This is a genomic window from Halovibrio variabilis (assembly GCF_007991175.1).
Classification (GTDB): domain Bacteria; phylum Pseudomonadota; class Gammaproteobacteria; order Pseudomonadales; family Halomonadaceae; genus Vreelandella; species Vreelandella variabilis.
In genome coordinates, this window is record NZ_BJXV01000019.1 from 59,990 (window position 1) to 85,146 (window position 25,157).

Consider the following 25,157-nt stretch of genomic DNA (forward strand, 5'->3'; position numbering starts at 1 on the left):
TAAGCGCTTAAATAGCACTTCACAGTCCAAAACGCCGCCGATGGCTCTATGTCATCGGCGGCGTTTTTTTTAATTTTAAGAGTGGCGCCAACAAGTGACTTACCAACCGAGCGCCGATTTCACGAACGGGATGGTCAGCTTTCGCTTGGCAGACAGCGATGCTTTATCCAAAGTTTCCACCGCCCGGCACAGTTCAGCTAACTCGCGGGGGCCACGGTGCAATATATAGCGTCCCACATCGTCGGGCAGCTGCATGCCTCTCACGCTGGCACGCAACTTTAGGGCCGCCAAGCGCTCATTGTCATCCTCTAATGCGTTAACGTGAAAGGTAACGCCCCAGGTCAATCGCGAGGCTAGATCAGGTAGCACCACGTTTAACTGACGCGGCGACGCACTGGCCGCAATCAGCAATTTTTTGCCTGCATCCCTTAGCCGGTTAAAGGCATGGAACAGCGCCTCTTCCCAGCGTTTACGGCCAATCACGCACTCCAAATCATCGATAGCCACAATATCCAAGCGCTCAATATCTTCAAGCATCAAGGGTGGAAAGTGGCCTAAGTCGTTTAACGGTAAGTAAAGGGCGCGCCTATCCGCGTCTGACGCTGCATGACAGGCGGCCTGTAGCAAATGGCTGCGCCCCACGCCTGGCGCTCCCCAGATATACAGAAACTGCTCACCTTCTGGCTTTAACTGCTGAATAAGGTGCTCGACCAGCGGCGCATTGGTCCGCGCCACATAATAATTATCAAAGGTTGCATCATCACGCAGCCCTATCCCCAGGGGAAGCTGTGCCGGTATTCGGCTCATGGTGACTCCCATTCATCACGCTGTCCCAGCTCATCATGGTACGAAGAACTGACCTCAATTATGGCCGACGGCTTGTCGGTATTTTTATCGTCGTATAGCTCGCTGTCCTGATAGCGAACTTTTACTTCCTTTAGTAAAACGAGAATCACCGCGGCGACTGGCAGGGCTAATAACACCCCTGTCAGCCCAAACAGGCTGCCTCCGGCAAGCACGGCAAAAATAACCGCGACCGGGTGCAAGCCAATCTTATCGCCCAGCAATTTAGGCTGAAGAATCACGCTCTCTGCCATTTGGCCAATACTGAATACCAAGATGACGCCTAACACTGCCCACCAGGTAGCGTACTGGAATAGCGCGACCACCAGGGCAATGACTAAACCAACAATAAAACCCAAGAACGGCACGATGCTTACCAACCCCGAGACAAAGCCAATCAGCAAGCCAAAATTGAGCCCCATCAGGGTTAGGCCCAACGCATAAATCACCCCTAAGCAGAGCATAACCAGCAGCTGACCGCGTAGGAACGAGGACAGCACTTCATCGCAGCGACGCGCTAAGCGAAACGTATCGTCGGCCCACTGGCGTGGCACAAGATTGGCGATGCTGCTCAGCAGTCGGTTCCAGTCCAAGAGTAAATAGAAGGTAACGACAGGAATCAACGCCACATAGGTAATCCAGGATACAAAAGCCATACCGGAACGGCCTATTTGGCCGAGCGCCTGGGCTAGATAACCGCCGGCATCTCGCCAGTTTTCCACCAGCGTTTCGCGCGCATTGGTTAACTCAGCCGTTAAGTCGTAGCCTGTCCACTCCTGCACCTGAGGGGCGAGGACGCTTTCTACCCAATTGAAGATACTGGGAACGGCCTCGCCCAGCTGTTTAAGCTGTTGGACAAGCAGCGGGATCAATATCAGTAGGCTCACCACCAGCACGATAAGCAAAACTAAAAACACGCTACTGACCGCCAACGGCCGATTCATACCCCAGCGTTGAAAACGGTTAGCTAGGGGGTCGGCTAAATAAGCAAGAATCATCCCGGCAATAAAAGGCATCAATACCGCGTCTAGCAAATAGATTAAACCGCCTATGACGCCTAAAAAAAGGACACCCCACCAAGAATTCCGCATAGATCTCTCTCATCCTTAAATTAAATCTGGATTCTGACATTATCACCTACTATGCCGGATATAAGTGAAAGTCGCTCGTAAGCTTTGCATTATGCGTGACAGCGGTGCGGCACGGGCCGCTGAGTGTTACAATCTGCCCAGTTATTGCCCAGCACTGGCCATGTCGCCAGCACTACCAGCACCGTTATTTGTTTCACAGGATCTGTCATGACCGAGACCTCCTCTTCTGCGGCGACTCCTTCCCTCAGCTACAAGGACGCAGGCGTCGATATTGATGCCGGTAACGCCCTGGTTGACCGCATCAAACACGTTGCCAAACGCACTATGCGCCCCGAAGTAATGGGCGGACTAGGCGGGTTTGGCGCGCTATGCGAAATACCGGCAGGTTATCGCCACCCCGTGCTTGTTTCGGGTACTGACGGCGTCGGCACTAAGCTGCGCTTAGCCATGGATCTTGGTAAACACGACACCATTGGGATTGATTTAGTCGCCATGTGCGTCAACGATTTGATCGTGGCCGGTGCCGAGCCGCTGCAGTTTCTTGACTACTATGCCACGGGTAAGCTCGATGTGGATATTGCGGCTGACGTTGTCACCGGCATTGGAGCCGGTTGCGAGCTCGCTGGCTGCGCGTTAGTGGGTGGCGAAACCGCCGAAATGCCGGGCATGTACGCCGGTAGCGATTACGATTTGGCTGGCTTTTGCGTAGGCGTGGTTGAAAAAGCCGACATTTTAGATGGCAGCAAGGTCGCTGAAGGCGATGTCTTATTAGGGCTTGCCTCATCAGGACCGCACTCCAACGGTTACTCGCTGATTCGTAAAATTCTCGAGGTCAGCAATACCCCGTTAGACACCCAATTCGACGGCGGTTCTCTCGCCGATGCGCTGATGGCGCCGACACGGATTTATGTCAAATCGCTACTCTCATTGATGCGCGATAGCGATATTGCCGTTCACGCGCTGTCGCATATCACCGGTGGCGGGCTGCTGGAAAACATTCCCCGCGTACTCCCCGACGGCCTGGCGGCGCATATTGATATTAACAGCTGGACGCGGCCGGCCGTCTTTGACTGGCTGCAAGCCCACGGCAACGTCAATGAAACCGAAATGCACCGCGTACTTAACTGCGGTATTGGTATGGTCGTTGTGGTGCCGCAAACTCAAGCAGAGCAAGCCATTGCTCATCTGCAAGGCGAAGGGGAAACCGTGTACCACCTTGGCCAGATTGTTAAACGCCAAGAGGACGCCGTTATTCTGGAGAACCTCTCGGCATGACCAATACTGACTATCAAAGCGATACCATCAAGGACGTAACGCCAGAGCCCGTTGACGCTCCCCGCATCGTGGTGCTTATTTCCGGGAATGGCAGCAATCTACAGGCGCTGATCGATGCTCAGTCCCACGACCGTTTAGGCGGTGGCGAGATTGTCGCTGTGATTTCCAATGTCGCTGATGCCTATGGCTTGAAGCGTGCCCATGACGCCGGCATTGATGCGGTCGCACTCCCCCATCGGGAATATGATAGCCGCGAAGCGTACGACGGCGCGCTGATCAAAGTCATTGAACGTCACGAGCCAGACCTGATTGTACTGGCAGGCTTTATGCGTATTTTGACGCCTCGCTTTGTGCAACGCTTCCTGGGCCGCATGCTGAATATCCACCCGTCGCTGCTGCCCGATTACCAAGGGCTCCACACTCACGCCCGCGCCCTGGCTGACGGCGTTGCCAGCCACGGCTGTAGCGTTCACTTTGTCACCGAAGAGCTGGACGGTGGCCCGGTGGTACTGCAGGCTGAGTTGCAGGTAAGCGCCGATGAAACGGTGGAAACCCTGCAAGAAAAAGTCCGTGCTAGAGAGCACCTGCTGTACCCGATCGCTGTCCAGTGGTTTTTGGAAGGTCGGCTGCAGTTCACCCCGGAAGGCGCCAAAATGGATGGTCATCTGCTGCCGGATCACGGCATGCGGCTTTCCCACGCCGATGCCGCTGAAGAGCTTGATGAAGAACTCGACGAAGCGTCGCAGGACTAAATTCAGCCTTTAGCTATGTTAAAAAGTTAAAAAGTTAAAAAGTTAAAAAGTTAAAAAGTTAAAAAGTTAAAAAGTTAAAAAGTTAAAAAGCGCCTTACGGCTGTTAACCGTAAGGCGCTTTTTATAGCGACACAGCGCAGGTCAAGTACACGGCAAGGTAACACCGAGTTGGCCCATGTATTTCCCACCACGATCTTTGTAAGACGTTTCGCACACCTCATCAGACTCTAAGAACAGCATCTGCGCGACACCCTCATGGGCGTAGATTTTTGCCGGCAGATTGGTGGTGTTAGAGAACTCCAGGGTCACGTGGCCTTCCCATTCAGGCTCCAGTGGCGTTACGTTAACGATAATGCCACAGCGCGCATAGGTCGACTTGCCCAGGCAAATGGTTAACACGTTACGTGGAATGCGAAAATACTCCACCGTGCGCGCCAGCGCGAATGAGTTGGGCGGAATAATACACATATCGCCTTTAATATCGACGAAGCTTTTCGCGTCAAAGGCTTTAGGATCCACAATCGCCGAGTGAATATTGGTAAACACTTTGAATTCATCCGCACAGCGAACGTCGTAGCCATAGCTTGAAGTACCATAGGAAATAACGCGCTGACCGTCCATGTAGCGCACCTGTTCGGCTTCAAACGGTTCGATCATCGCGTCGCTCTTTGCCATGCGGCGGATCCAATTATCAGATTTGATACTCATCTATGCTGTCATCACTCGCTAAAGGAAATAGTGGGCCCATCGCCTTGGTTTGTGCTTACCGCCTCGGCTACTTTTCGGGCGATAGTCGCAAATGTTTGGCTCACCGCCCCGTTTGGTTCAGACACCACACTCGGATGACCTGAATCCGTCAGTTCACGGATAGAGAGCGTCAACGGCAGCCGACCCAGCACTTGGGTATCGTACTCTTGGGCAATACTATCCCCGCCACCGGTACCAAAAATAGCCGCTTCATGGCCGCAGTTTTCGCAGTGGTAAAGGCTCATGTTTTCCACCACGCCAAGCACCGGCACCTTAACCTTGCGGAACATTTCGATCCCTTTACGCGCATCTAAAAGCGCAATATCTTGCGGCGTGGTCACAATCACCGCCCCTGCGACCGGCACTTTTTGGGCCAGCGTCAGTTGGATATCCCCGGTACCGGGGGGCATGTCGATCAGTAGAAAATCAAGGTTATCCCACTGGGTTTGCGTCAACATCTGCTGGAAGGCACCGACAACCATTGGCCCGCGCCACACCATGGCTTCGCGTGTGTTGACCATAAATGCCATCGACATGGCCTGAATGCCATGGGCCTCAAGCGGCAAAAATTTGTCATTCCCCGCTGACTGGGGGCGCACACCCTCTTTAACGCCGAGCATTTGCGCCTGGCTGGGCCCGTAAATATCCGCATCCAGAACACCGACGCGGTATCCCTGTGCCGACAGCGCAAGCGCCAGGTTGACGGTAACGGTGGATTTACCCACGCCGCCCTTGCCTGAAGCCACTGCGATAATATGTTTAACCCCATCCATTCAATGGCACTCCTCGTTTAGGCGTTTGATTGCTGAATTAACGTGATTGGAATGATACGCCTTGCGACCGTAATCATAAACCAACAACAAGAGAGCGGACGCCGGGTAACCGACATCCGCTCTCCACGTTAGCTATCAGGCGTTACCGCTGGTGCTATTTAGCCTGCGTTTTGCTGCTCTTCTTCACTGCCGCCGTCGCTATCATTGGCGCTTTCATCACTATTTCCAGCAGCATCGTCAGACGAGCCTTCATCTGAAGCGCTTGCTTGTGAAGCGCTGTCTTGTGAAGGAGAAGTGGCTTCGCTGGCAGATTGTTCAGCTTCGGCGATGCGGCTGTCGAGGGTAGAGAGCTCATCGCGCCACTCGCTTAGCTGGTTATCTAAACGCTCCAGCTGATTTTCACGCTCTTCAATGCTGCTCTCAACACTGGCCATTTCCTCGCGACCAATCTCAAGGGCGACTCTCACATCATCCATTTCAGAACGTACATCGCTCAGATTTTGCTCTTCCTCTTCGCGCTGGGAAATCAATGAGTCTACTTCGTTTTGCAGTTCATCGCGTTCGCTGACAAGTGAGTCACGCTCACCTCTGATCTCGTCAAGCTCACCCTGGGCGGTCGAAATTGCTTCTTCCAGGCCGTTTAGCTCTTCGTTAGCCTGGCTAATTTGCGCCTCTAACTCAGCCAGCTCGTCTTCGGTAGCACTTAGCTCTTCAACGGCTTCCTGACGCTGCTGCTCGGCTTCCTGACGGGCGGCTTCGGCTTCTTGACGAGCGTCCTGAGCACTCTGTTGCGCCTCTTCCACCTGCTGCAGCGTGCTTTCAGCTTCGTCACGCTCGCTGATGATCGCATCGCGCTCTTCGCGCAACTCAGACATATTGCTCTCGGCGCTTTCCACCTGCTCATTGAGCGACGCCACTTCTTCTTCCAGCGCATCGCGCTCGGCCTCAAGCTCCTCAAGACGCGACTCTACGGCGCTGGCATCACTCTGGGTGCTTTCGAGCGAAGACTCCGCTTCGGCCTGCTGCTCTTCTATCGCTGCCGTTTCTTCCTCTAGCGCCGCCAAATTAGCCTCGGCCTCTTCAATTTCCGCAATGCGTTGGCTCATTTGGCTATTTTCTTGCTCGGTACTCGCCAGTTGCTCTTCTAAATCGTCGACCCGCTCCTGGCGCGATCCGGCGTTAGATTGAGCCATGATCGCCCAGATAACCGCAATGGCTGCGATGCCGGCAATGGCTTTGACCCGGTTGTCTTGGAAGAGCGTTTTCATATCAGACTTTTCAGCCGACGTCGGCTTGTTATCAGGTGCTTGGTTATCCGAGTGGTTTGTATCCGCCATTATGCGTTCCTCTTTGCTCTGGGCTAATTTGCTCTGGGCTAATAAGTTTCTAGGCTAACGATGATTGACTTCCCTTTCAGCATACACAGCTCAACGTATCTAGCCAGTCTGTTCATAAAATCGTCTATAAATGTTGCTGTATCGTTACAATCCAAGCACAAACAGTTAATCATGCCTAGTGGATAGGGGATGCTTGCCCTCATGGAAACCTGACGCACGTCCATTTTCGGTATCAAACCAGTCAAGCGTTGTATGCAGCGATACGACGCTACCCACTATTAATAGCGTAGGCGGTTTAATCTGCCCCGCCAAGAAAGCCTCCGGCAGCGCCGAAAGCATCCCAGTATGCGTTCGCTGCTGCCTTGTCGTGCCTTGTTCGATCAAGGCCAGCGGGGTTTCAGGCGCTAAACCGTGCTGAATGAGCGCATGACTAATCGCCTTAACGCTGCCTAAGCCCATATAAAACACCAGTGTTTGACCGGGTCGTGCTAGCGCATTCCAATCCAGCTCACACTCACCCTGCTGCAAATGACCGGTGATAAAGCGTACTGACTGGGCATGATCGCGATGCGTCAAAGGGATGCCAGCGTAGGCGGCACAGCCCGATGCGGCGGTTACCCCTGGAATCACCTCCACGCTCACCTGTGCTGCCACCAAGGCCTCAAGCTCTTCCCCGCCACGGCCAAAGATAAACGGATCGCCACCTTTGAGGCGGACAACATGCTTGCCCTGCTTTGCCCACGTCACTAACGCTTGGTTAATCCCCTCCTGAGGGACGCTGTGTAGCGAGCGTGCTTTGCCTACATAGAAGCACTGCGCGCTGGCAGGGATAAAGGCAACGATTTCATCGCTCACTAAACGGTCATAAAGCACTACTTCAGCGGCTTGAAGGCGTTTATAAGCCTTAAGTGTCAATAATTCCGGATCGCCTGGCCCCGCCCCCACTAAACTGACGAAACCCTGTGACTGAGTATTCTGCTCGCGTCCTGCTGCCAAGAAATCACCTCAAGGAATAAAAATGGGGTTCTATATATAAAAAAGTAATTAATTTTATCATTAATTTCCAGCAACACGGCGTCCACCGGTTATATTGACGGTGAAATAAACAATCAAATAAAGCTATCGTTATTCTTAAATAATATTAATAATGCGGTTTTTGTCGGCGAATGATATAGACGTTGCGACAAGCGTTAGTGGCGACCATTTTATCCCGCACACCCCCGGCGTTATTTTTAGTTTCACCGCGCTCGCAGTGCCAGGCCACTGGTGAAACAACTAACCGGCAGTGACCACCTTAAAGTCAGTCGGCGATTGAGCGTTCGGCGCGCTGGATGCTGGTCGTGACTGCGTAAGCCTTCTACGCTAGGAGTATGTCAAACCAAATATGTCAAACCAATAGGAGAAGATAGATGACAACGCTGGCCGAACATACCTGTGAACCATGCAGCAGCAATGCGCAACCGATGAGTAAAGATGAAGCCCAAGAGCAGCTAAAAAGCCTCAGCCAGTGGCAGATTGTCGAGCACGATGGCATCATGAAGCTGTCGCGAAGTTTTACGTTTTCTGACTTTGCCAGTGCACTGGCTTTTACCCAGCGCGTTGGCGATGTTGCAGAACAGGCAGGCCACCATCCGGTCATTACCACCGAATGGGGCAAAACCACCGTCACGTGGTGGTCCCATGCGATAAAAGGCCTGCATCGCAATGACTTCATTCTTGCCGCCAGAACCGACGAGGTAGTCGAATAAATGTTTGAGCACATTGAGCGAGTCCCAGGGGATGCCATTCTCGGGCTAATCGAAGCTTTCAAAAAAGATACTAATCCACAAAAAGTGGATTTAGGCGTTGGTGTTTACCGCGATACCCAAGGCAACACGCCGGTAATGCGCGCCGTTAAGGAAGCAGAAGCTCGCCTGCTCAAGAATGAAACCACGAAAACATATATTGGATCGCACGGCTCACCCAGCTACGGCGAAGTCGTTCTTCCCATGATATTCGGCACTCAGTCATCGGTGTTGAAAGCCAACCGAGCCAGCGCCACCCAGTCGCCAGGAGGCACCGGCGCGCTGCGGTTAGCCGCTGATTTTATTGCCTCGCAATTCCCGGACAAAGGTATTTGGGTAAGCGACCCAACGTGGCCGAATCACCACGGCATTTTTACCTCAGCGGGTATTGAACTGCATAAATACCCCTACGTGGACCCTGACAACCGTCTTGATTTTGACGGTATGCGGGCAGCGCTTAAGACTATTCCAGTAGGTGATGTCGTTGTGCTGCACGCCTGCTGCCACAACCCCACCGGATTCGACCTTTCCCACGACCAGTGGCAGGAAGTGTTAGAGATTGTCCGAGAGCGCCAGCTACTGCCGCTAATCGACTTCGCTTACCAAGGCTTTGGCGAAGGCTTGGATGAAGATGCCTACGGCGTGCGTCTGCTTGCCGAAAATCTCGACGAAGCGATTATTACCAGCTCTTGCTCGAAGAACTTCGGCATTTACTGCGAACGTACCGGCTGTCTAATCATGGTGGCGAAAGACAACGAGCAGATGGAGAACATCCGCTCGCAGATTGCTATCGTTGCCCGGGAAAACTACTCAAATCCGCCGGCTCACGGCGGTTCGATTGTTAGCGAGATTCTCCATAACGCCGAACTTACCGAGCTATGGCGCGAAGAGCTTACCGAGATGCGTGATCGCATTAATACGCTTCGCCGTGACTTTGTAGAAGCGCTCAAACCTTACGGGCTGGACGAAAAGTACGCCTGCGTAGCGGAGCAGCGCGGCATGTTCTCCTACACGGGCCTAACGCCAGAGCAGGTAGACCGCCTGCGCGATGAGTTTGGCATTTACATGGTGCGCTCGGGTCGCGCCAACGTGGCAGGCTTCTCGCACGAGAACCTCCCCTACCTTGCCAAAGCGATTGCCGCCGTCAACGACTGACCGCCACGCAATAGCTGCTTTAATACAAACGCCCAGGGAACACCTGGGCGTTTTTTATACCTGAGCGTTTATTAAAGGTAAAAGCAGTTATGTTGATTTGGCGTATCCCGCTTGCCGATGCGGGCGAGAAAGAATACGCCGCATAACGTACCACGCCATCAAGCCCGCCAACAGGTTGCCTACGGCGCCGCCCGCCGCTACCCCCCACCAGCCGAAGAACTGCGACCCCAGCCAAAGGCACGGTAAATAGCAGACAAACAGCCGCGCACTGGAAAGCAACATGGCACGCAGTGGCCAACCCAACGCATTTCCCGCAGAGACCACCAACATGCAAACCCCCAGGGCGGCATAGCTGGGTAGCAGAAAGCGAATAAGCAGTGTCAGCTCACTTTGCACATCCGGGTTTCCGGCTAGCGCCATCGCCAGCCAAGGCGCCCCCATGGCAAGCACAATACCCAGGCCAAGCTGCCACACCAGCGCAACCTTAATGGCCAAACCCATAAGCTGGTGTATTTGTTCCCAATCACCGGCCCCGTAGCAGCGCCCAAGCCAAGGTGGCAGCGACATGGTCATTGCCAGGATGACCATTAGCGAGAGTGTTTCTAAACGGCTCGCCAACCCCCAAGCTGCCACTTCGCTTTCCCCCAACCCTGCCACGACAGCAATAGCCAGCATCGCCGCCAACGGCGGCATCAGCTGGCTCACCATGGCGGGTGCGGCAATCCCCGTAAACGGCCGCCATGACTGTTTGGCTTCCAGCCATAGCCCATACTGAGAAGCCCACCGACGCCGAGCTAGTTTATAGCTGGTCACCGCTAGCCCGATTGCAAAAGCAATCGCAGTTGCCCATGCCGCACCCGGCAGCCCCCAGCCTTGCCAATCCCCCAGGCCAAAAATAAACAGCGGGTCCAGCACTAGGTTAATAAGGCTGCTGAGCACCATTATTTTACCTGGCAATTTAGTATCACCGTGGGCACGAAAGACGCTATAAGTAAAATACAGCATCGCCCCCAGCCAGGCCGACAATAGCTGAGGCGCCCAATAAGCACGGATATAGCCAAGCGTTGTGTCATCAGCGCCCAGCAATTGAAAAATGGACACATGGAACACCCATAAGGCGAGTGCCAGTAGGCCTATCACCCCACCGCCTGTCATTAACACCAAGCTGCTCAAGCGCGTGGCACGCTCCCCTTCACCCGCACCTAATGCACGGGAAATAAGCGCGGCAATCGCAATTCCCATGCCCACCTGAATGCCGATAATCAAAAAGGAGATCGGGAAGGTGAACGACTGCGCAGCCAGCGGCGCGGTCCCCAAGCGGGCTATAAAAGCGCTATCAACAAGTTGAAAACCCAATAACGCCAGAACCCCAATGGCCATCGGCCACGTTTGGCGCCATAGGGTTATCGCCAACTCTCTTTGGTGCATGACAGCTGCCAAACACTCTCTCCTTATTTCAACGATTTATTAATTGATCAGTTTAACGTAAAACGCCACCGCCCCTTCCAGGGCGGTGGCGCAGTGAAAACGCTAAGGGTTACTGACGAATGCCTTCAAACGTCACGTAAAGCTCTAGCTGGTGCATAACTTCAGGGAAGTCACTCATATCGATACCGTAGTCGCTCAAGGTCAGCATGGTGCTGCCCTCGAAACCAGCGCGGTAATTACCCCAAGGATCATCGCCTTGGCCCATCAGCGTTACCGGCATCTCAATTTCTTGGGTCTCGCCGTGTAAGCTCAGGTCGCCCGTCAGTACACCTTCGTTGTCACCCGTGACTTCAAAGCCTGTCGAGGTAAACGTGGCCGTCGGGTATTCACTGGCGTGTAGGAAATCGTCGCTTAAAATATGACGATCACGCTCGGCGTGATTGCTGTTCAGGCTGTCAATCTGTACTTCGATTGCCGCTGAAGATGCCGCTAGATCATCAGGGTCGTAAGCGAATTGGCCATCCAATTCTTCAAAGCTACCTAAAATGTACGAAAAACCCAGGTGGCTAATTTTAAATTGAACGAAGGCGTGCTGACCTTCAGTATCAATTTGGTAGTCAGCGGCCTGCGCCTGACTCAATGGTACCAGCGCCGCGGCGGCAATAGCAGCGGCGAAGGCGGTCTTTTTAAACCCGATCTTTTTAGACATCGTTAATGGCTCCTTTCTTTTCTTGATAAGCACCGCAACAGGCAACTATCACCAGCGCAGTGTGCGTAAAAATAGACGTATAAAATTGTTTACAAAACAACGATTATCTTACTGCTTTATGATCACGACGCTGGCTATAGGTCGGGTTCAGCATTCGCACCAGCGTTTTATGGCGGTCTATCCAATGATGTTTCAGCGCGGCAAGCGCATGACCCGCCGCCAAGGTCATCAGCGTCAAAGCGCTATACCAGTGAATGTCGCCCGCCAGGCTCGCCTGATTGGGCAAGTCATGTAGCAGCGCAGGCACTTCAAACCAGCCAAAGACACTAATGCCTCGCCCATCGGCGGTCGAGATCATGTAGCCACTAATCATCACCACCAATACCAGTACATAAAGAGCAATATGGCCAAGATGAGCGGCAATAGCTTCTATGCGGCGGCCTTCTGCCTGCGGGGTAGGCTGGCTAAAGCGCCAGGCTAGGCGGGCTAAGGTGGTAAAAAATAGTAAAATACCAATTGAGCGGTGCACCCAAGGGCCTTGGTTGTACCAAGTGTCATAGTAACCAAGCCCGGTCATCCACCAGCCTAACGCGAAAAGCCCAATGATAGTCAGGGCGCTTAGCCAGTGAAATAGAATACTGACCAATCCCCACCCGCTACGACTGTTTTGCCACATGCCTTTTCCCTTATTGATCGCTGCCGTTTAGCGAAAAACACTATACAGAAAGCATAGCGTGTAATGGGGTTGGAAACCGCTGAAAAAAGCAGGACACACCATTCGTAAAAACTGTTTATATAAAAAAACCGGCCAACGTCGGGCGTGTGGGCCGGTTTTGATGACATTCAACGCTGGGAGTCAGCGTCTCTTTAACGGGCGGCTAAGGCATCCAATCCGAGGGCCAGATCACGCTGAATGTCATCCTGGCTCTCTAACCCCACCGCTACACGAATGAGGCCTGGCGTAATACCCGCTGCGGCTTTTTGCGAATCGGAAAGACGGCCATGGGTGGTGGTGGCTGGATGGGTGATAGTGGTTTTAACATCACCAAGGTTGCCCGTGATCGAAAGCATACGCGTCGCATCAATCACCTGCCACGCGCCTTCCTGGCCGCCCAACACTTCAAACCCTAGTACCGCGCCAAAGCCTTTCTGCTGCTGTTTGGCCAAGGCGTGCTGAGGGTGCTCTTCCAAACCGCTGTAATATACCTGGGTAACGGCCGGATGGGCATCCAGCCAGCGCGCCAGGGTCAAAGCGTTTTCGCAGTGTGCCTTCATACGCAACGATAAGGTTTCCAGCCCTTTGGTGAAAATCCACGCGTTGAAGGGGCTGAGGCAAGGCCCGCAGGTGCGCACTACCCCAAACACCTCTTCAAGCAGCGCATGGCTGCCTACCACGGCACCCCCCACGGCGCGGCCTTGACCATCAAGATACTTGGTCGCCGAGTGGATGATCAAATCAGCGCCCAGCGCCAGCGGCCGCTGAAGAGCCGGGGTAAGAAAGCAGTTATCAATCGCCAGCAGCGCATCGTGACGCTTTGCCAGCGCGGCCAGGGCTGGAATATCGGCAATTTCTGACAGTGGGTTTGAGGGCGTTTCGGCAAACAATAAGCGCGTTTTCGGCGTAATCGCCGCTTCCCAGGCAGCAACGTTGGAAAGTTCCACGTAGCGCGTGGTAATACCCAACTTGCCTAGGTACTTATCGAACAGGCTAACCGTCGAGCCAAACAGTGACCGGGAAGCGACAATTTCATCGCCTGCCGAGAGCAGCGCCAGCGCAGTCGATAAAATAGCCGACATACCCGAACTGGTCGCGACACAGCGCTCGCCGCCTTCAAGAGCCGCCAGACGGCGCTCAAAGGTATGCACTGTCGGGTTGGTAAAGCGCGAGTAAACGTTACCTGGCTCATGCCCGCCGAACTTTCGCGCTGCTTCAGCAGCGCTTTCGTAGACAAAGCTTGAGGTCGGAAAAATGGGCTCAGAGTGCTCCTGCTCGAAGGTGCGCTGATGACCCGCCCGGATCGCCAGCGTCTCTAATGACCACTCATCCTGGTGCTTGTTTTCCTGGTGATCGTTTTCCTGGTGATTGTCATCGTGCATACGGCTTACCTCCTAATCTTCCAGGTCGTCGTCGTCCTGATTGTGCATATCCACCAGCGCATGGTCGCCAGCGCTATGATCCTTGGCCGAATCACTGCGGCTAGCTTCCAACGCGTCCAGGTAAGCGTTATCGATATCGCCGGTCACGTAGTTACCGTCAAACACCGAGCAATCAAATTCTTCCATCTCAGGATTCACTTCGCGACACGCCGCCTTCAGATCTTCCAGATTCTGATAGAAGATACGATCAGCGCCAATCAGTTCGCCCACTTCCTCTTCGCTACGCCCATGGGCAATCAACTCGGACGCGGCCGGCATGTCGATACCATACACATTGGGAAAGCGCACCGGCGGTGCCGCTGAGGCAAAATAGACCTTGCGCGCCCCGGCATCCCGGGCCATTTGAATAATCTGCTTACAGGTCGTGCCGCGTACAATGGAGTCGTCCACGAGCAATACGTTTTTACCTTTAAACTCAACGTCGATGGCATTGAGCTTTTGGCGTACCGACTTTTTCCGCTGGGTCTGACCCGGCATAATAAAGGTACGCCCAATATAACGGTTCTTCATGAACCCTTCGCGGTAAGTCACCCCGAGGTGCTGGGCCATTTCAAGCGCAGAGGTCCGCGATGTATCCGGAATCGGAATAACCACGTCGATATCGTGATCCGGCCACTCGTTTAAAATGCGGTCGCCTAGCTTGCGGCCCATCTGCATACGCGTTCCGTAGACATAGGCGCCGTCCAGCAGCGAATCAGGACGGGCGAGATACACATGCTCGAAAATACACGAACGCAGCTGCGGGCGGTCAGCGCATACCTGGGTATGAATATTGCCTTCAATATCGACAAAAATCGCCTCGCCAGGGGATAGATCGCGCTCAAGCTCAAAGCCACCCACATCCAGTGCCACGGATTCAGAGGCGATCATTACCGCCTGACCGTTCTCCTCTTCGCGGGTACCAAACACCACAGGGCGAATACCGAAGGGGTCGCGGAACGCCACCATACCGAAGCCGTTAATAATCGCCACGGCCGCATAGCCACCCTTGCAGCGACGGTGAACGCGACGCACGGCGTCAAAGATATCTTCCGCTTCGAGATGAAGGCCCTGCTTGCCCAGCTCATGGGCAAATACGTTGAGCAGCACTTCAGAATCGGAGCTGGTATTGATATGGCGTAGATCGGTCGAAAACAGCTCCTGTTTTAACTGCTCTGAGTTAGTCAGGTTGCCGTTGTGCGCCAGCGTTATACCGTAGGGGGAATTCACATAAAACGGCTGTGACTCGGCTTCACTTGAAGAGCCTGCGGTCGGATAACGCACGTGACCGATGCCCAGGTTACCTTTTAGGCGCGCCATGTGACGGGTATGAAACACATCACGCACCAAGCCGTTACTTTTGCGCAGTAAAAAGCGTCCTTCGCTCCACGTCATCATGCCGGCAGCGTCCTGGCCACGATGCTGAAGTACGGTCAAGGCATCGTAGATTCCCTGATTTACCGCCTGCTTGCCCAGAAGGCCCACTATACCGCACATTCACGTTACCTCGCTTAATGCCATGGCTTTGCTTAAGTCACTTACCTAAACAAGCCCGTACGTTCGTAGAATCGTTCTCGTCAACAGGTCAATCACCTGGTGGGATAACCTCTCGCTCCGCCCTACCAGGTAGGTGCAGCTCGGGTAGCGAAATATCGCGCAGGGACGCCGGCGCCTCAGGCAGCTCGCGGTCCCACTGATCTAGCTGGCTAATGGCCCAATCACGTAACTGAATAAACGTCGGGCGCAGTTCAGCCTCTTGCCACGCCTGCAACTCAGCCAACGGCGTAAGGGTAATAAGCACGGTGGCCACCAGTAAAATAACCGCGCCGCGGGCAATGCCAAAGGCGGCCCCTGCCACGCGGTTCAAAAGTCCCATGCCCACCCACTCAACCGCCGCGTGTACCAAGCGAATCACAATGCCACAAAGCAAAATGACCGCGAAAATCACCAGCACGAACGCGAGGACCAAGCGGGCATCAAAGCTATCGATAAACCCGCTCATCAAGTCGGCGACCGGTTCTGCCAGGACTCGCGCCACCATCAAAGCGACCACCCAGGCGGCTAGCCCCAATGCTTCGCGGACAAACCCTCTGACAAAACCGGCTAACATCGACAGCGCCAGAACCGCCAAAAAAACCGCATCAATCCAGGTTAACGCCATGGGTTAATCTCTTACCCGCACAAGCAGACCCTGCACATTGGCCCGCTCCTTAATCGACGCCATGGCGGACTCCCCTTCTTCGGAAGTGGTATAAGGGCCAACAAAGACGGTGGTCATATTGTTATCGCGCTCACGCTGATAAACACTAAACCCCTGTTCCGAAAGCTGTTCGCTAAGGCGCTGTGCGTTACCGGCTTCGCCAAAGCTGCCGACTTGCACCGCCCACTCTCCCTGTGCGCTAGACGCAGGGCTGGATGCGCGTTGGCTTTGCGACGTGCTTCCAGCGCTGCCGCTATTGCTGGCAATTAAATCGGCGATCGGATCGCTATCGGGTGTGGCTGGCACCTCGTCGGGTTCGCTGGACCCAGCCGTTTCGGCGCTTGACGTTGCTTCATTGGCATCGTCGGTGGGATCGGTCTGCGGTAACGATGGCTCGTTAACCGTTGCCGGTCTTTCAGGCGCTGGCACGTCGCGACGCTCTACCTCAATGGGCTGCTCAATAACAAAACTAGGCTGCGGACGGTCTTCCCGGGGCGCGGGGTCACTCATTAGCCATGGCACAAAAATCGCCAGGAGCGCGAGTAAAATCACAATACCGCTAATGCGTTCCGTTTTACCGTATTTCATTTCCGTCTCCATCAAGCGACGCAGCGCCCGTTGGCAGTGGCCGAGCTAACAGTGCCGCTACTGTAAAGAACGAACCGGTGGCCAGGACACGGTCATTGGGCGTTAACAGCTTGGCTAGCCAATCGACACCTGCTTGCGGCGTGTCCGCACAAAAATGCACTCGCCCTCCCTGGGCAACAATACGCTGGCCTAGGTCCTCCGCCGGGCAGCCACGTTCGCCTGGCAGCGTGACGCACACCCAATCGCTGATACGCGACGCTAATGCCTGTATGACACCGTCACTGTCTTTATCATTCAACATGCCGATTAGACACCATTGCCGCCCGCCCTGGGGAGGCGCCGGCAAATGTTGGGCGACGTACTGAGCCGCATGCGGATTATGTCCTACATCCAAGCACCAGGGCCCCATCCACTGCAGGCGACCTGCCAGTTTCACCGTGCTCAACGCTTCACACACCCGGGCTTTGTTGAGCGCAAGCCCAGTAAGTGCCAACGCCTGCAAGGCGGTGGCCGCGTTATCAACAGGTAGCGCTGGATCAGGGAGGCCATCGATGGCAATCACCTCACCATCGGCATTTTGCCCCTGCCAACGCCACTGCCCAGGTTGATCAGAAGAAGGGGAATGGTGGAAGTGTTGACCCAAGCTGAACGTAGGGGACGCCAGTGATTGAGCATGCTCGGCGACGCTCGCAGGCAATGTTTGACTGCCCAGTACGGCGGGCCGTTCAGCACGAAAAATACCGGCCTTTTCACGCCCGATCTGGGCCAGATCGGTACCCAGAAAGTTAGCGTGATCCTGGGCAATAGTGGTCACGACAGCCACATCTGCATCAATAATATTGACCGCATCCAGCCGACCACCCAGGCCTACTTCAAGCACCACCAGGTCTAACTCAGCATTAGCCAAACACCACAGTCCGCACAGCGTACCCGCTTCAAAGTAGGTCAGGCTGATGGCAGGGTCTTGCAAACGCGCACGCTCGACAAGCTCAAACCCCTGCACGAGCAGTTGGTCGTCCGCTTCCAGGCCGTTAACGTTGACCCGTTCGTTATAGCGCAGTAAATGGGGGGAGGTATAAGTACCCACGCGTTGTCCATGGGCATGGGCAACGCTATCCATCATGGCAAGGGTAGAACCCTTGCCATTAGTGCCTGCCACGGTAATCACACAAGGGGCAATGGGGCGTGCCAGCAGCCCCATACGCTCAGCCACTTGCGAAACACGCGCTAGGCCCATATCAATCCCTACCGGGTGCAGCGTTTCCAAATACGCCAGCCATTGCTGTAACGAAAATGGCGTTCGCGAAGATGGCGGTTGAACATCCGGCTGCACAGAATCAGGCATTGCGTGAATCGTCGTCACTCTTTGCCGTGGCGGCATCACTCTTAGCTGTATCGACTTTATAAAAAGTGGCGTCAGCGGCGTCCGCAAATGCAGCCTCTTCAGCGACCGGCTCAGCAGTAGCGGACTCTTCGGCCGTCGTTGCATTGGCAGGCGGCGAAGCATCGTGGTGGGTTAGCTTACGTAAAACACCGCCGATGCGTGCGCGCATTTCATGGCGGTGAACGATCATATCGATGGTGCCGTGTTCGAGTAAAAACTCGCTACGCTGAAAACCTTCGGGCAGCGTTTCACGCACCGTTTGCTCGATAACCCTTGGACCGGCAAAACCAATCAGGGCATTGGGCTCGGCAATGTTCAAATCACCCAACATGGCGAGCGACGCAGACACACCGCCAAACACGGGGTCGGTGAGCACCGAAATATACGGCACGCCGGCTTGCTTGAGCTTTTCAAGTGCGGCGGATGTCTTGGCCATTTGCATCAGCGAAAAGAGCGCTTCTTGCATGCGCGCCCCGCCCGAGGCAGCAAAGCACACCAGCGGGATATTCTCTTTCAGCGCCAGCGTCGCGGCGCGCACAAACTTCTCACCGACGACAGCCCCCATCGAGCCACCCATAAAGGTGAACTCAAAGGCAACGGCCACCACCGGCAGGCCATCCAACTCACCGCGCATAGCCACCAGCGCATCTTTCTCGCCGGTATCTTTTTGCGCCGCGACCAGACGGTCTTTGTACTTTTTGGAATCACGAAACTTCAAGCGGTCATTGGGCTCGATTTCTGCCGCAATTTCTTTGCGTTCGGCTTTATCCAGGAACCAGTCCAAGCGTTTTCTCGCCGTCAAGCGCAGGTGATGATCGCACTTAGGACAGACGCTGTTGTGTTTCTCTAACTCAGGGAGATAGAGAACCGCTTCGCACTTGGGACATTTACGCCAGAGACCGTCCGGCACGCTAGCGCGACGGTCTTTACGCTGGATACGACCCATGGAGGGCACGATCTTGTCTAACCAGCTCATATCAAAAAGGCTTCCGTTATACGTCAATGCCTGGCAAAACCAGGCTTGATGAGTGTCGTCAATTTAACCGATATAGGCGATAAAGCATTTTGCTTTAGGCATCCATCGCCGAGCGCATTTCTGCTAATACACTTTTCAGTTGGCCTGGGATGGTTTCCGGGGCGTCGACGCTCTCGGCGATACGGTTAACCAAAGCGCTGCCCACAATCACACCGTCGGCCACTTTGGCCACTTCTGCCGCCGTCACGCCATCGCGAATACCAAACCCCACGCAAAGCGGCAAATTGGTCATTTCCCGCAGCGGCGCCAAATGCTCAGCGACATCGTCAGCGTTTAAGGTGGCGGCGCCCGTTACACCTTTCAGCGAGACATAATACAGGTAGCCCTCACCGTGGGCGCATATTGTAGCGGCACGCTGGTGAGAAGTGGTAGGCGCAACAAGAAAAATTGCCGCTAAATCACGTGATTTCAGCAACGGCCCGATTTCTTCAGCCTCTTCCGGCGGCATATCCACAATCAGCACGCCGTCGACGCCGACACTCGCGGCTTGATCGGCAAAGTTCTCGTAGCCAATCCGCTCGATCGGGTTTAGGTACCCCATCAGCACCACCGGCGTGGTGGTATCGGTCTGGCGAAACTCTTTGACCATTTGCAGCAGGTCAACCAACCGGGTGCCCTGCTTTAACGCCCGCTCGCAGGCTTTTTGGATCACCGGCCCGTCGGCCATGGGATCGGAAAATGGCACACCCAGTTCAATCACATCGGCACCGGCTTCTACCAGTGCGTGCATAAAGCCCACGGTGTATTGCGGTGCCGGATCCCCTGCGGTGATGTAAGGGATCAGGGCCTTGCGACCCTGTTGTTTAAGTTCACTGAAACGCTGATCGATACGGTTCATGCTTGCCCTTAAAAAAACTGCCCTTAAAATTCGATGCCATCAAGCTTGGCCACTGTCATGATGTCTTTATCACCCCGCCCGGAAAGATTGACCACAATATGTTGGTCGGTACGCATCGTCGGCGCCAACACCTTGGCGTGGGCCAGCGCGTGGGCCGTCTCAAGGGCGGGCATAATGCCCTCCATATGCGTCAACTCACGGAAGGCTTCCAGCACTTCTTTATCGTTAGCCGCTACATACTCAACGCGCCCCACATCTTTCCATAGGGCGTGTTCGGGACCTACGCCTGGGTAGTCTAAGCCCGCCGAAATAGAGTGCGTGTCAGACACTTGACCGGCTTCATCTGACATCAAGTAAGTACGGTTACCGTGCAGCACGCCGCGCGGTGCGTTAGACGCAAGCGGCGCCGCGTGGCGGCCGGTTTCCACGCCGTCACCCCCGGCCTCAACGCCATACATGGCAACGCCATCATCTTCGACAAACGGGTAGAACAGCCCCAGGGCGTTGGAACCACCGCCCACGCAGGCAATCAGCGCGTCAGGCAGGCGGCCTATCTGCTCAAGCGACTGGCGACGCGCCTCGCGTCCCACCACCGCGTTAAAATCGCGCACCAGCAGCGGATAAGGGTGCGGGCCTGCGACGGTACCGATGATGTAAAAGGTATTATCAACGTTGGTGACCCAGTCACGCAGGGCTTCGTTCATGGCGTCTTTGAGGGTACGGGTGCCAGACTCAACGGGAATCACCCGAGCCCCCAGCAAGTGCATCCGGTAGACATTGAGCTTCTGGCGCTCGACGTCGGCGGCTCCCATATAAACATCGCACTCAAGCCCAAGGCGGGCTGCCACGGTCGCTGAGGCGACACCATGCTGACCGGCGCCGGTTTCCGCAATGATGCGCGGCTTGCCGGTTTTTTTCGCCAGCAACGCCTGACCAATGGTGTTGTTGACCTTGTGAGCACCGGTGTGATTGAGGTCTTCGCGCTTTAACCAAATCTGTGCACCGCCCAGGCTCTCTGACCAGCGCTTGGCGTGGTACAGCGGCGAAGGACGTCCCACATAGTGAGCAAGGTCGTAGTCAAACTCGGCCTGGAACTCGGGGTCATCACGTAGGCTTAGGTACGTTTTCTCCAGCTCATCCAGGGCAAAGCTAAGGGTCTCTGACACGAACCGGCCGCCGTAGGGGCCAAAATGACCACGGGCATCCGGCATTTGGGTCAGATCGCTGAACTTAGTTTTCGGAGTAGGCGTCGCAGAAACTGTCACAGAGATACCTCACAAGATCGCCAGAACAGGCAAACAATCAATGAACTCACCAATAACGCAGCACACTCAGTATCAGTAAACTGCGCGGCGTACTTTAACGGGCGTCGGCTAACGCCACATGACGAACAAAAGACGCCATTTTGTTGGCATCTTTACAGCCGTGGGAGGCTTCAATACCGCCGGATACATCCACTGCGTAAGGCGCTACCTGACGCACGGCATCAGCGATATTATCAGCACTCAACCCACCGGCGAGGATAACAGGTTTTGCAAGATTTGCGGGGATTCTCGACCAATCAAAGGTCTCCCCTGTGCCGCCCGGTGTGCCCGGCCGATAGGCGTCTAGCAGCAGCGCCTGGGCCTGATGATAGCGCTCAGCCTCATGGGCCAGATCGATCTCATCGCGCATGCGCAGCGCTTTCATCCAGGGCAGCGCAAAGCGCTGGCAGTCATCGGGGGGTTCATTACCGTGAAACTGGAGCATATCCAGATAGGGCAAGCACCGCTCGATAAGCTCAGCAGGTTGATCGACAAACAGCCCCACGCGGGTCACAAACGCTGGCACGCGGGCTGAAAGTGCTGCCAACTGTTCTACATCCACGCTACGCGCGCTCTTTGACCATATAACGAAACCCAGCGCGTCAACGCCCAATGCCACGGCGCGGTCAACATCCTCAGCGCGGGTAAAGCCACAGAACTTGATTCGGGTGCGGGTTAGCGGCAACTCATTCATAACGACGCTTCCTGCTCAGGATTAACCGCTGGATTGGCGAGCGAGCGGCTGCGGCGATAGGCCACACGCGGGGTATCGGGTAGTTCGCGCTCCCCCGTCCATTCGCCGGTAAACGCGAGTAGCTGTGGCCCCACCGGCTCTTTAGGTAACTCAAAACGTTCATCATAAACCGAATCGACAAAATGCAGCCCGCAGGCAGGCGCGGTGACATCCCCTTTACGACGATTTTGCAGCGCTAACAGTTCCGCGATATAGCCTTCGGCTTGGGTCCCTCGGCCAACGCTCACCAGCGCACCGGCGATATTACGAATCATATGGTGCAAAAACGCATTGCCTTGAATATCGATCATGACCAGCTGACCATAGCGTTTAACGTCAATAAAATGGACGTGGCGCCACGGTGTTTTGGACTGACAGCCCGACGCGCGAAAGCTGGAAAAATCGTGTTCGCCGACTAACGCCTGGGCGGCGCGGTGCATGGCATCCGCATCCAGTGGGTCGCGGCACCAGGTGACATTAGCGCGCTCTAACACCGGGCGGCTGATCTGATTCAGCAACACATAGCGATAGCGACGGCCCAGCGCGCATAAGCGCGAGTGAAAGTCATCGCCCACCGGTTTGACCCAGCGCACGGCCACATCGCGGGGTAAGTGGGTATTGGCGCCGAATATCCAGGCTTTCTCAGAACGCCCCACCGGCGGGTCAAAATGGACTATTTGCCGGGTTGCATGCACACCGGAGTCGGTACGCCCACTGGCGTGAATCCGGATAGGCGCATTGGCCACCTTCGTTAACGCAGCTTCCAGCGAGGCCTGTACCGAAGCCGCATGCTTGAGGCGCTGAAAACCGCAGTAATGGGTACCGTCATACTCGACCCCCATTGCTATGCGACCCGTCAGCGGGATTTTCTCATCGAAGTGATAGAACAGCGTCATCAAGGCACATCATTTGGAGGATTTTGAAGGATCACCATTATCCAGGCCTCGCGGCTTGAATGCCACCTCTTCGATTTCCCACTCCTCTTCAACCGGTCGATGCGGTGTTGGGGCGGGGGCTGGGGGAGTGGTCTGAAACTCGACCGTGGGCTGCATCAGGGTGTCGGTGCGCTCGCCGTCGTGGTGGCTTAAGGTAGGCGGGTGATAATCGATAAAGCGATGCCCGGCGCCCTCTGTCATTTCGAGATGATACCCCGTTGCCGACACGTGGGCCTCAGCAGCCGCCGGTAAATCGGCACCGAGATCAGTAAGCATTTGGCTTATAGGCTCAGCACTTGGCGGTGGCGCTAACGACACCTTTGCAGAATAATCAACGGCAACCACGTGCAACCCTAACCGGCGCTTGCGCCCCTGCTCAGCCAGCCCGGCTGCCTGGCTATTTTCATAGCGAAGGTCGTCCTCTTGTTGCGGCCTCTGCTGCACGTACTCATCAAGCAGCCACTGATCGGGGTCCAGCGTCGGGGCATCATGCGTGTCGGTAGTCTCCGCCTGAGTTGCAGATTCAGGCTCGGGCTCGCCGCCAAACGCTGGCTGTCGCCCACCGTCATTATACGGCTTGTCAACGTCACCCTCATTGGGTGGCGGCGGGTAACTAACGGGAACAGCCTCCTGCATAGGCGCTGGCGTCGGTTCTGACATGGGTTCTGGCGTAGGTTCTGGCATGGGTGCTGATTTAGGCGCTGCGCCAGGCGCGGCCGTTGGTTTTACCACTGGCTCAGCAAACGAAACGTCCTCCCACATCTCTTCACGGCGCTTGCGCAGCCATATCAACAGCGCGACCAGCAGCGCGATGGCCACCAACGCCAGCGGCCACTGGTAGCGGGCGATGAAGGCGCCGACACTCGGGCCATCGTTCTCTTGCATACGGGCAGCGAGTGGTGCTGGGGGTTGCGCTTGGGCAACCAGCGCCTCGCTGAGCGACGCAGTCAACGAAGCGACTTCGCCACGCAGCTCGTTAAGCTCTGCGCGCATCAGCTCACGCTCCTCAAGCACCTGTTGAAGCGTCACCTGGCTTAAACGCAGCTGCTCGGTCAGTGCTACTCGGGTTAACGCCTCAGGCCCGTCGGTTGGCGCTTCAGACGCCGTTTGATCGTCTGTTGCTGATTCATCTGACTCCGGCACGACCGGCTCGGAACCGCCTGCCGCTAGAGCATTATTTAGTTGAGTTTCGCCAGCTTGCAGAGCTTGGGCGGCGGCTATCGATGTTTCCGAAACGGGCGCGGTTTCAACGCCTGGAAGCGGCACCGCCTGCAGCGGCCCATTACGGCGTGCACGCCAGGCTTCATTCATCGCTTGAATAGCGGCATCGGCGTCGCGGTGTGAGCGTGCCAGAATGCGCTCGGCATCCGGCACGCTCAGCGTTTGGCCTGCCCGCATATTGTGTATATTACCCGCCGGAAAGGCCGCCGGGTTGGCTTCCAACAGCGCCACCATCGTTTGCTGAACGCTAGCATCAGCAGGTTTAACGCGCTCGGCAACGCCCCACAGCGTATCGCCGCTACTCACGTAGGCGCTGTTTGCACTGCCTGTATTGGCATTGGTATTGCTTACCGGTGGCGGCGTTGTGGCAGAAGGTGCCTCAGCGGTTGCAGCTGGCGAAGCGCGCTCGGCTTGGCTCTGGGAGCCGTCCTGGGAATAGCCTTGGGCATAGCTCTGGGGATCAAACAGCAGCGTCACTGCTTGAGGTTGCTGGCCGCCGGGGTATTCAAGAATCAATAACAGCTCAAGCCAGGGCTCATCCATCGCCTGTTCTGAACGTAAGCGAACCAAACGGCGCCCTTGCTGCTCTTGGACTTCAGCCCTAACGCTCGCCGCCAGCGGGGTCCACTCAAGCCCCTGCGCCGCAAAAGCGGACTGTTCGGCAACGCTGACGCGAATAGCATTACGGGGGTAATCACTGCTTTCCAACAATGGAATAGTGGCATTTAACGGCGCATTCAGAAACGAGCTGACACTCGCCGGCCCCAGCTCCACGGCCAGGGCGGCGGAGCTTACGGCACTCAACGAGAGCCATATAATCCATGCCAGTGTGTTTTTCATGAATGCTCCCTAATCGCCTGCTTAACTTTTAATTAACGATGCAAGCGT

At 55.3% G+C, this 25,157-nt stretch carries 24 protein-coding genes; 4 read left to right on the plus strand and 20 right to left on the minus strand.

Annotated features, from left to right (window positions below; all coding sequences use genetic code 11):
• Positions 1-99: 99 nt before the first annotated feature.
• On the minus strand, positions 100-807 hold the full coding sequence (hda, locus tag HVA01_RS14770; RefSeq protein WP_146876173.1) for a DnaA regulatory inactivator Hda: 708 nt from the start codon (positions 805-807) through the stop codon (positions 100-102).
• On the minus strand, positions 804-1,934 hold the full coding sequence (locus tag HVA01_RS14775; RefSeq protein ID WP_146876174.1) for an AI-2E family transporter: 1,131 nt from the start codon (positions 1,932-1,934) through the stop codon (positions 804-806). Before HVA01_RS14775 ends, hda begins: the two co-directional genes overlap by 4 nt.
• A 207-nt stretch (positions 1,935-2,141) precedes the next feature.
• Between HVA01_RS14775 and purM the strand changes: the two genes are divergently transcribed.
• Both purM and purN read left to right on the plus strand, forming a co-directional pair.
• Positions 2,142-3,209 carry a phosphoribosylformylglycinamidine cyclo-ligase gene (gene purM, locus HVA01_RS14780; protein ID WP_146876175.1) on the plus strand — a complete coding sequence of 356 codons (1,068 nt, stop codon included), beginning with the start codon at positions 2,142-2,144 and terminating at the stop codon, positions 3,207-3,209.
• Positions 3,206-3,961 carry a phosphoribosylglycinamide formyltransferase gene (gene purN, locus HVA01_RS14785; protein WP_146876176.1) on the plus strand — a complete coding sequence of 252 codons (756 nt, stop codon included), beginning with the start codon at positions 3,206-3,208 and terminating at the stop codon, positions 3,959-3,961. Before purM ends, purN begins: the two co-directional genes overlap by 4 nt.
• A gap of 141 nt (positions 3,962-4,102) precedes the next feature.
• On the opposite strand, the gene dcd is transcribed toward purN, so the two are convergent.
• The 4 genes from dcd to cobA form a co-directional block, all read right to left on the minus strand.
• On the minus strand, positions 4,103-4,669 hold the full coding sequence (dcd, locus tag HVA01_RS14790) for a dCTP deaminase (protein ID WP_146876177.1): 567 nt from the start codon (positions 4,667-4,669) through the stop codon (positions 4,103-4,105).
• An 11-nt stretch (positions 4,670-4,680) separates the two neighbouring features.
• On the minus strand, positions 4,681-5,481 hold the full coding sequence (gene apbC, locus HVA01_RS14795; RefSeq protein WP_146876178.1) for an iron-sulfur cluster carrier protein ApbC: 801 nt from the start codon (positions 5,479-5,481) through the stop codon (positions 4,681-4,683).
• A gap of 158 nt (positions 5,482-5,639) precedes the next feature.
• The gene (locus HVA01_RS14800) at positions 5,640-6,818 is read right to left on the minus strand and encodes a coiled-coil domain-containing protein (protein ID WP_146876179.1); all 1,179 of its coding nucleotides are present in this window, start codon (positions 6,816-6,818) and stop codon (positions 5,640-5,642) included.
• A gap of 165 nt (positions 6,819-6,983) precedes the next feature.
• On the minus strand, positions 6,984-7,814 hold the full coding sequence (cobA, locus tag HVA01_RS14805; RefSeq protein ID WP_146876180.1) for a uroporphyrinogen-III C-methyltransferase: 831 nt from the start codon (positions 7,812-7,814) through the stop codon (positions 6,984-6,986).
• A gap of 413 nt (positions 7,815-8,227) precedes the next feature.
• Between cobA and HVA01_RS14810 the strand changes: the two genes are divergently transcribed.
• Together HVA01_RS14810 and HVA01_RS14815 are read left to right on the plus strand one after the other, a co-directional pair.
• Positions 8,228-8,566: a 4a-hydroxytetrahydrobiopterin dehydratase gene (locus HVA01_RS14810; RefSeq protein ID WP_146876181.1), complete on the plus strand. Its 339-nt coding sequence runs from the start codon at positions 8,228-8,230 to the stop codon at positions 8,564-8,566.
• Complete coding sequence (locus tag HVA01_RS14815) at positions 8,567-9,757, plus strand: amino acid aminotransferase (protein ID WP_146876182.1); 1,191 nt, start codon at positions 8,567-8,569, stop codon at positions 9,755-9,757.
• Between the two features lie 87 nt (positions 9,758-9,844).
• Here HVA01_RS14815 and HVA01_RS14820 read toward each other — a convergent pair whose 3' ends face one another.
• The 14 genes from HVA01_RS14820 to HVA01_RS14885 form a co-directional block, all read right to left on the minus strand.
• Positions 9,845-11,185: an MATE family efflux transporter gene (locus HVA01_RS14820; protein WP_170243528.1), complete on the minus strand. Its 1,341-nt coding sequence runs from the start codon at positions 11,183-11,185 to the stop codon at positions 9,845-9,847.
• A 109-nt stretch (positions 11,186-11,294) separates the two neighbouring features.
• Positions 11,295-11,894: a YceI family protein gene (locus HVA01_RS14825; RefSeq protein ID WP_146876184.1), complete on the minus strand. Its 600-nt coding sequence runs from the start codon at positions 11,892-11,894 to the stop codon at positions 11,295-11,297.
• 103 nt (positions 11,895-11,997) lie between these two features.
• Positions 11,998-12,570, minus strand: a complete 573-nt coding sequence (locus HVA01_RS14830) for a cytochrome b (RefSeq protein WP_146876185.1) — start codon at positions 12,568-12,570, stop codon at positions 11,998-12,000.
• Positions 12,571-12,761: 191 nt separating this feature from the next.
• Complete coding sequence (locus HVA01_RS14835) at positions 12,762-13,991, minus strand: O-succinylhomoserine sulfhydrylase (RefSeq protein WP_146876186.1); 1,230 nt, start codon at positions 13,989-13,991, stop codon at positions 12,762-12,764.
• A gap of 12 nt (positions 13,992-14,003) precedes the next feature.
• Entirely contained in the window at positions 14,004-15,527 is a 1,524-nt protein-coding gene (gene purF / locus HVA01_RS14840; protein WP_146876187.1) for an amidophosphoribosyltransferase, read from the minus strand.
• Between the two features lie 88 nt (positions 15,528-15,615).
• Positions 15,616-16,191, minus strand: a complete 576-nt coding sequence (locus tag HVA01_RS14845) for a CvpA family protein (protein WP_146876188.1) — start codon at positions 16,189-16,191, stop codon at positions 15,616-15,618.
• A 3-nt stretch (positions 16,192-16,194) separates the two neighbouring features.
• Positions 16,195-16,818 (minus strand): SPOR domain-containing protein, encoded by a 624-nt coding sequence (locus HVA01_RS14850; protein WP_146876189.1) that lies wholly within the window; start codon positions 16,816-16,818, stop codon positions 16,195-16,197.
• Positions 16,805-18,163 carry a bifunctional tetrahydrofolate synthase/dihydrofolate synthase gene (gene folC, locus HVA01_RS14855; protein ID WP_146876190.1) on the minus strand — a complete coding sequence of 453 codons (1,359 nt, stop codon included), beginning with the start codon at positions 18,161-18,163 and terminating at the stop codon, positions 16,805-16,807. The genes HVA01_RS14850 and folC overlap by 14 nt, the downstream gene beginning before the upstream one ends.
• Positions 18,156-19,178 (minus strand): acetyl-CoA carboxylase, carboxyltransferase subunit beta, encoded by a 1,023-nt coding sequence (gene accD / locus HVA01_RS14860; RefSeq protein ID WP_146876191.1) that lies wholly within the window; start codon positions 19,176-19,178, stop codon positions 18,156-18,158. Before accD ends, folC begins: the two co-directional genes overlap by 8 nt.
• Positions 19,179-19,272: 94 nt before the next feature.
• On the minus strand, positions 19,273-20,076 hold the full coding sequence (gene trpA / locus HVA01_RS14865; protein WP_146876192.1) for a tryptophan synthase subunit alpha: 804 nt from the start codon (positions 20,074-20,076) through the stop codon (positions 19,273-19,275).
• A gap of 23 nt (positions 20,077-20,099) precedes the next feature.
• Positions 20,100-21,287 carry a tryptophan synthase subunit beta gene (trpB, locus tag HVA01_RS14870; RefSeq protein WP_174787787.1) on the minus strand — a complete coding sequence of 396 codons (1,188 nt, stop codon included), beginning with the start codon at positions 21,285-21,287 and terminating at the stop codon, positions 20,100-20,102.
• Positions 21,288-21,435: 148 nt separating this feature from the next.
• On the minus strand, positions 21,436-22,074 hold the full coding sequence (locus HVA01_RS14875) for a phosphoribosylanthranilate isomerase (RefSeq protein ID WP_146876194.1): 639 nt from the start codon (positions 22,072-22,074) through the stop codon (positions 21,436-21,438).
• A complete protein-coding gene (gene truA / locus HVA01_RS14880) occupies positions 22,071-23,009 on the minus strand; it encodes a tRNA pseudouridine(38-40) synthase TruA (protein ID WP_146876195.1) in 939 nt (312 codons plus the stop codon). Before truA ends, HVA01_RS14875 begins: the two co-directional genes overlap by 4 nt.
• Before the next feature lie 9 nt (positions 23,010-23,018).
• Positions 23,019-25,109 (minus strand): FimV/HubP family polar landmark protein, encoded by a 2,091-nt coding sequence (locus tag HVA01_RS14885; protein WP_146876196.1) that lies wholly within the window; start codon positions 25,107-25,109, stop codon positions 23,019-23,021.
• Positions 25,110-25,157: the final 48 nt, after the last annotated feature.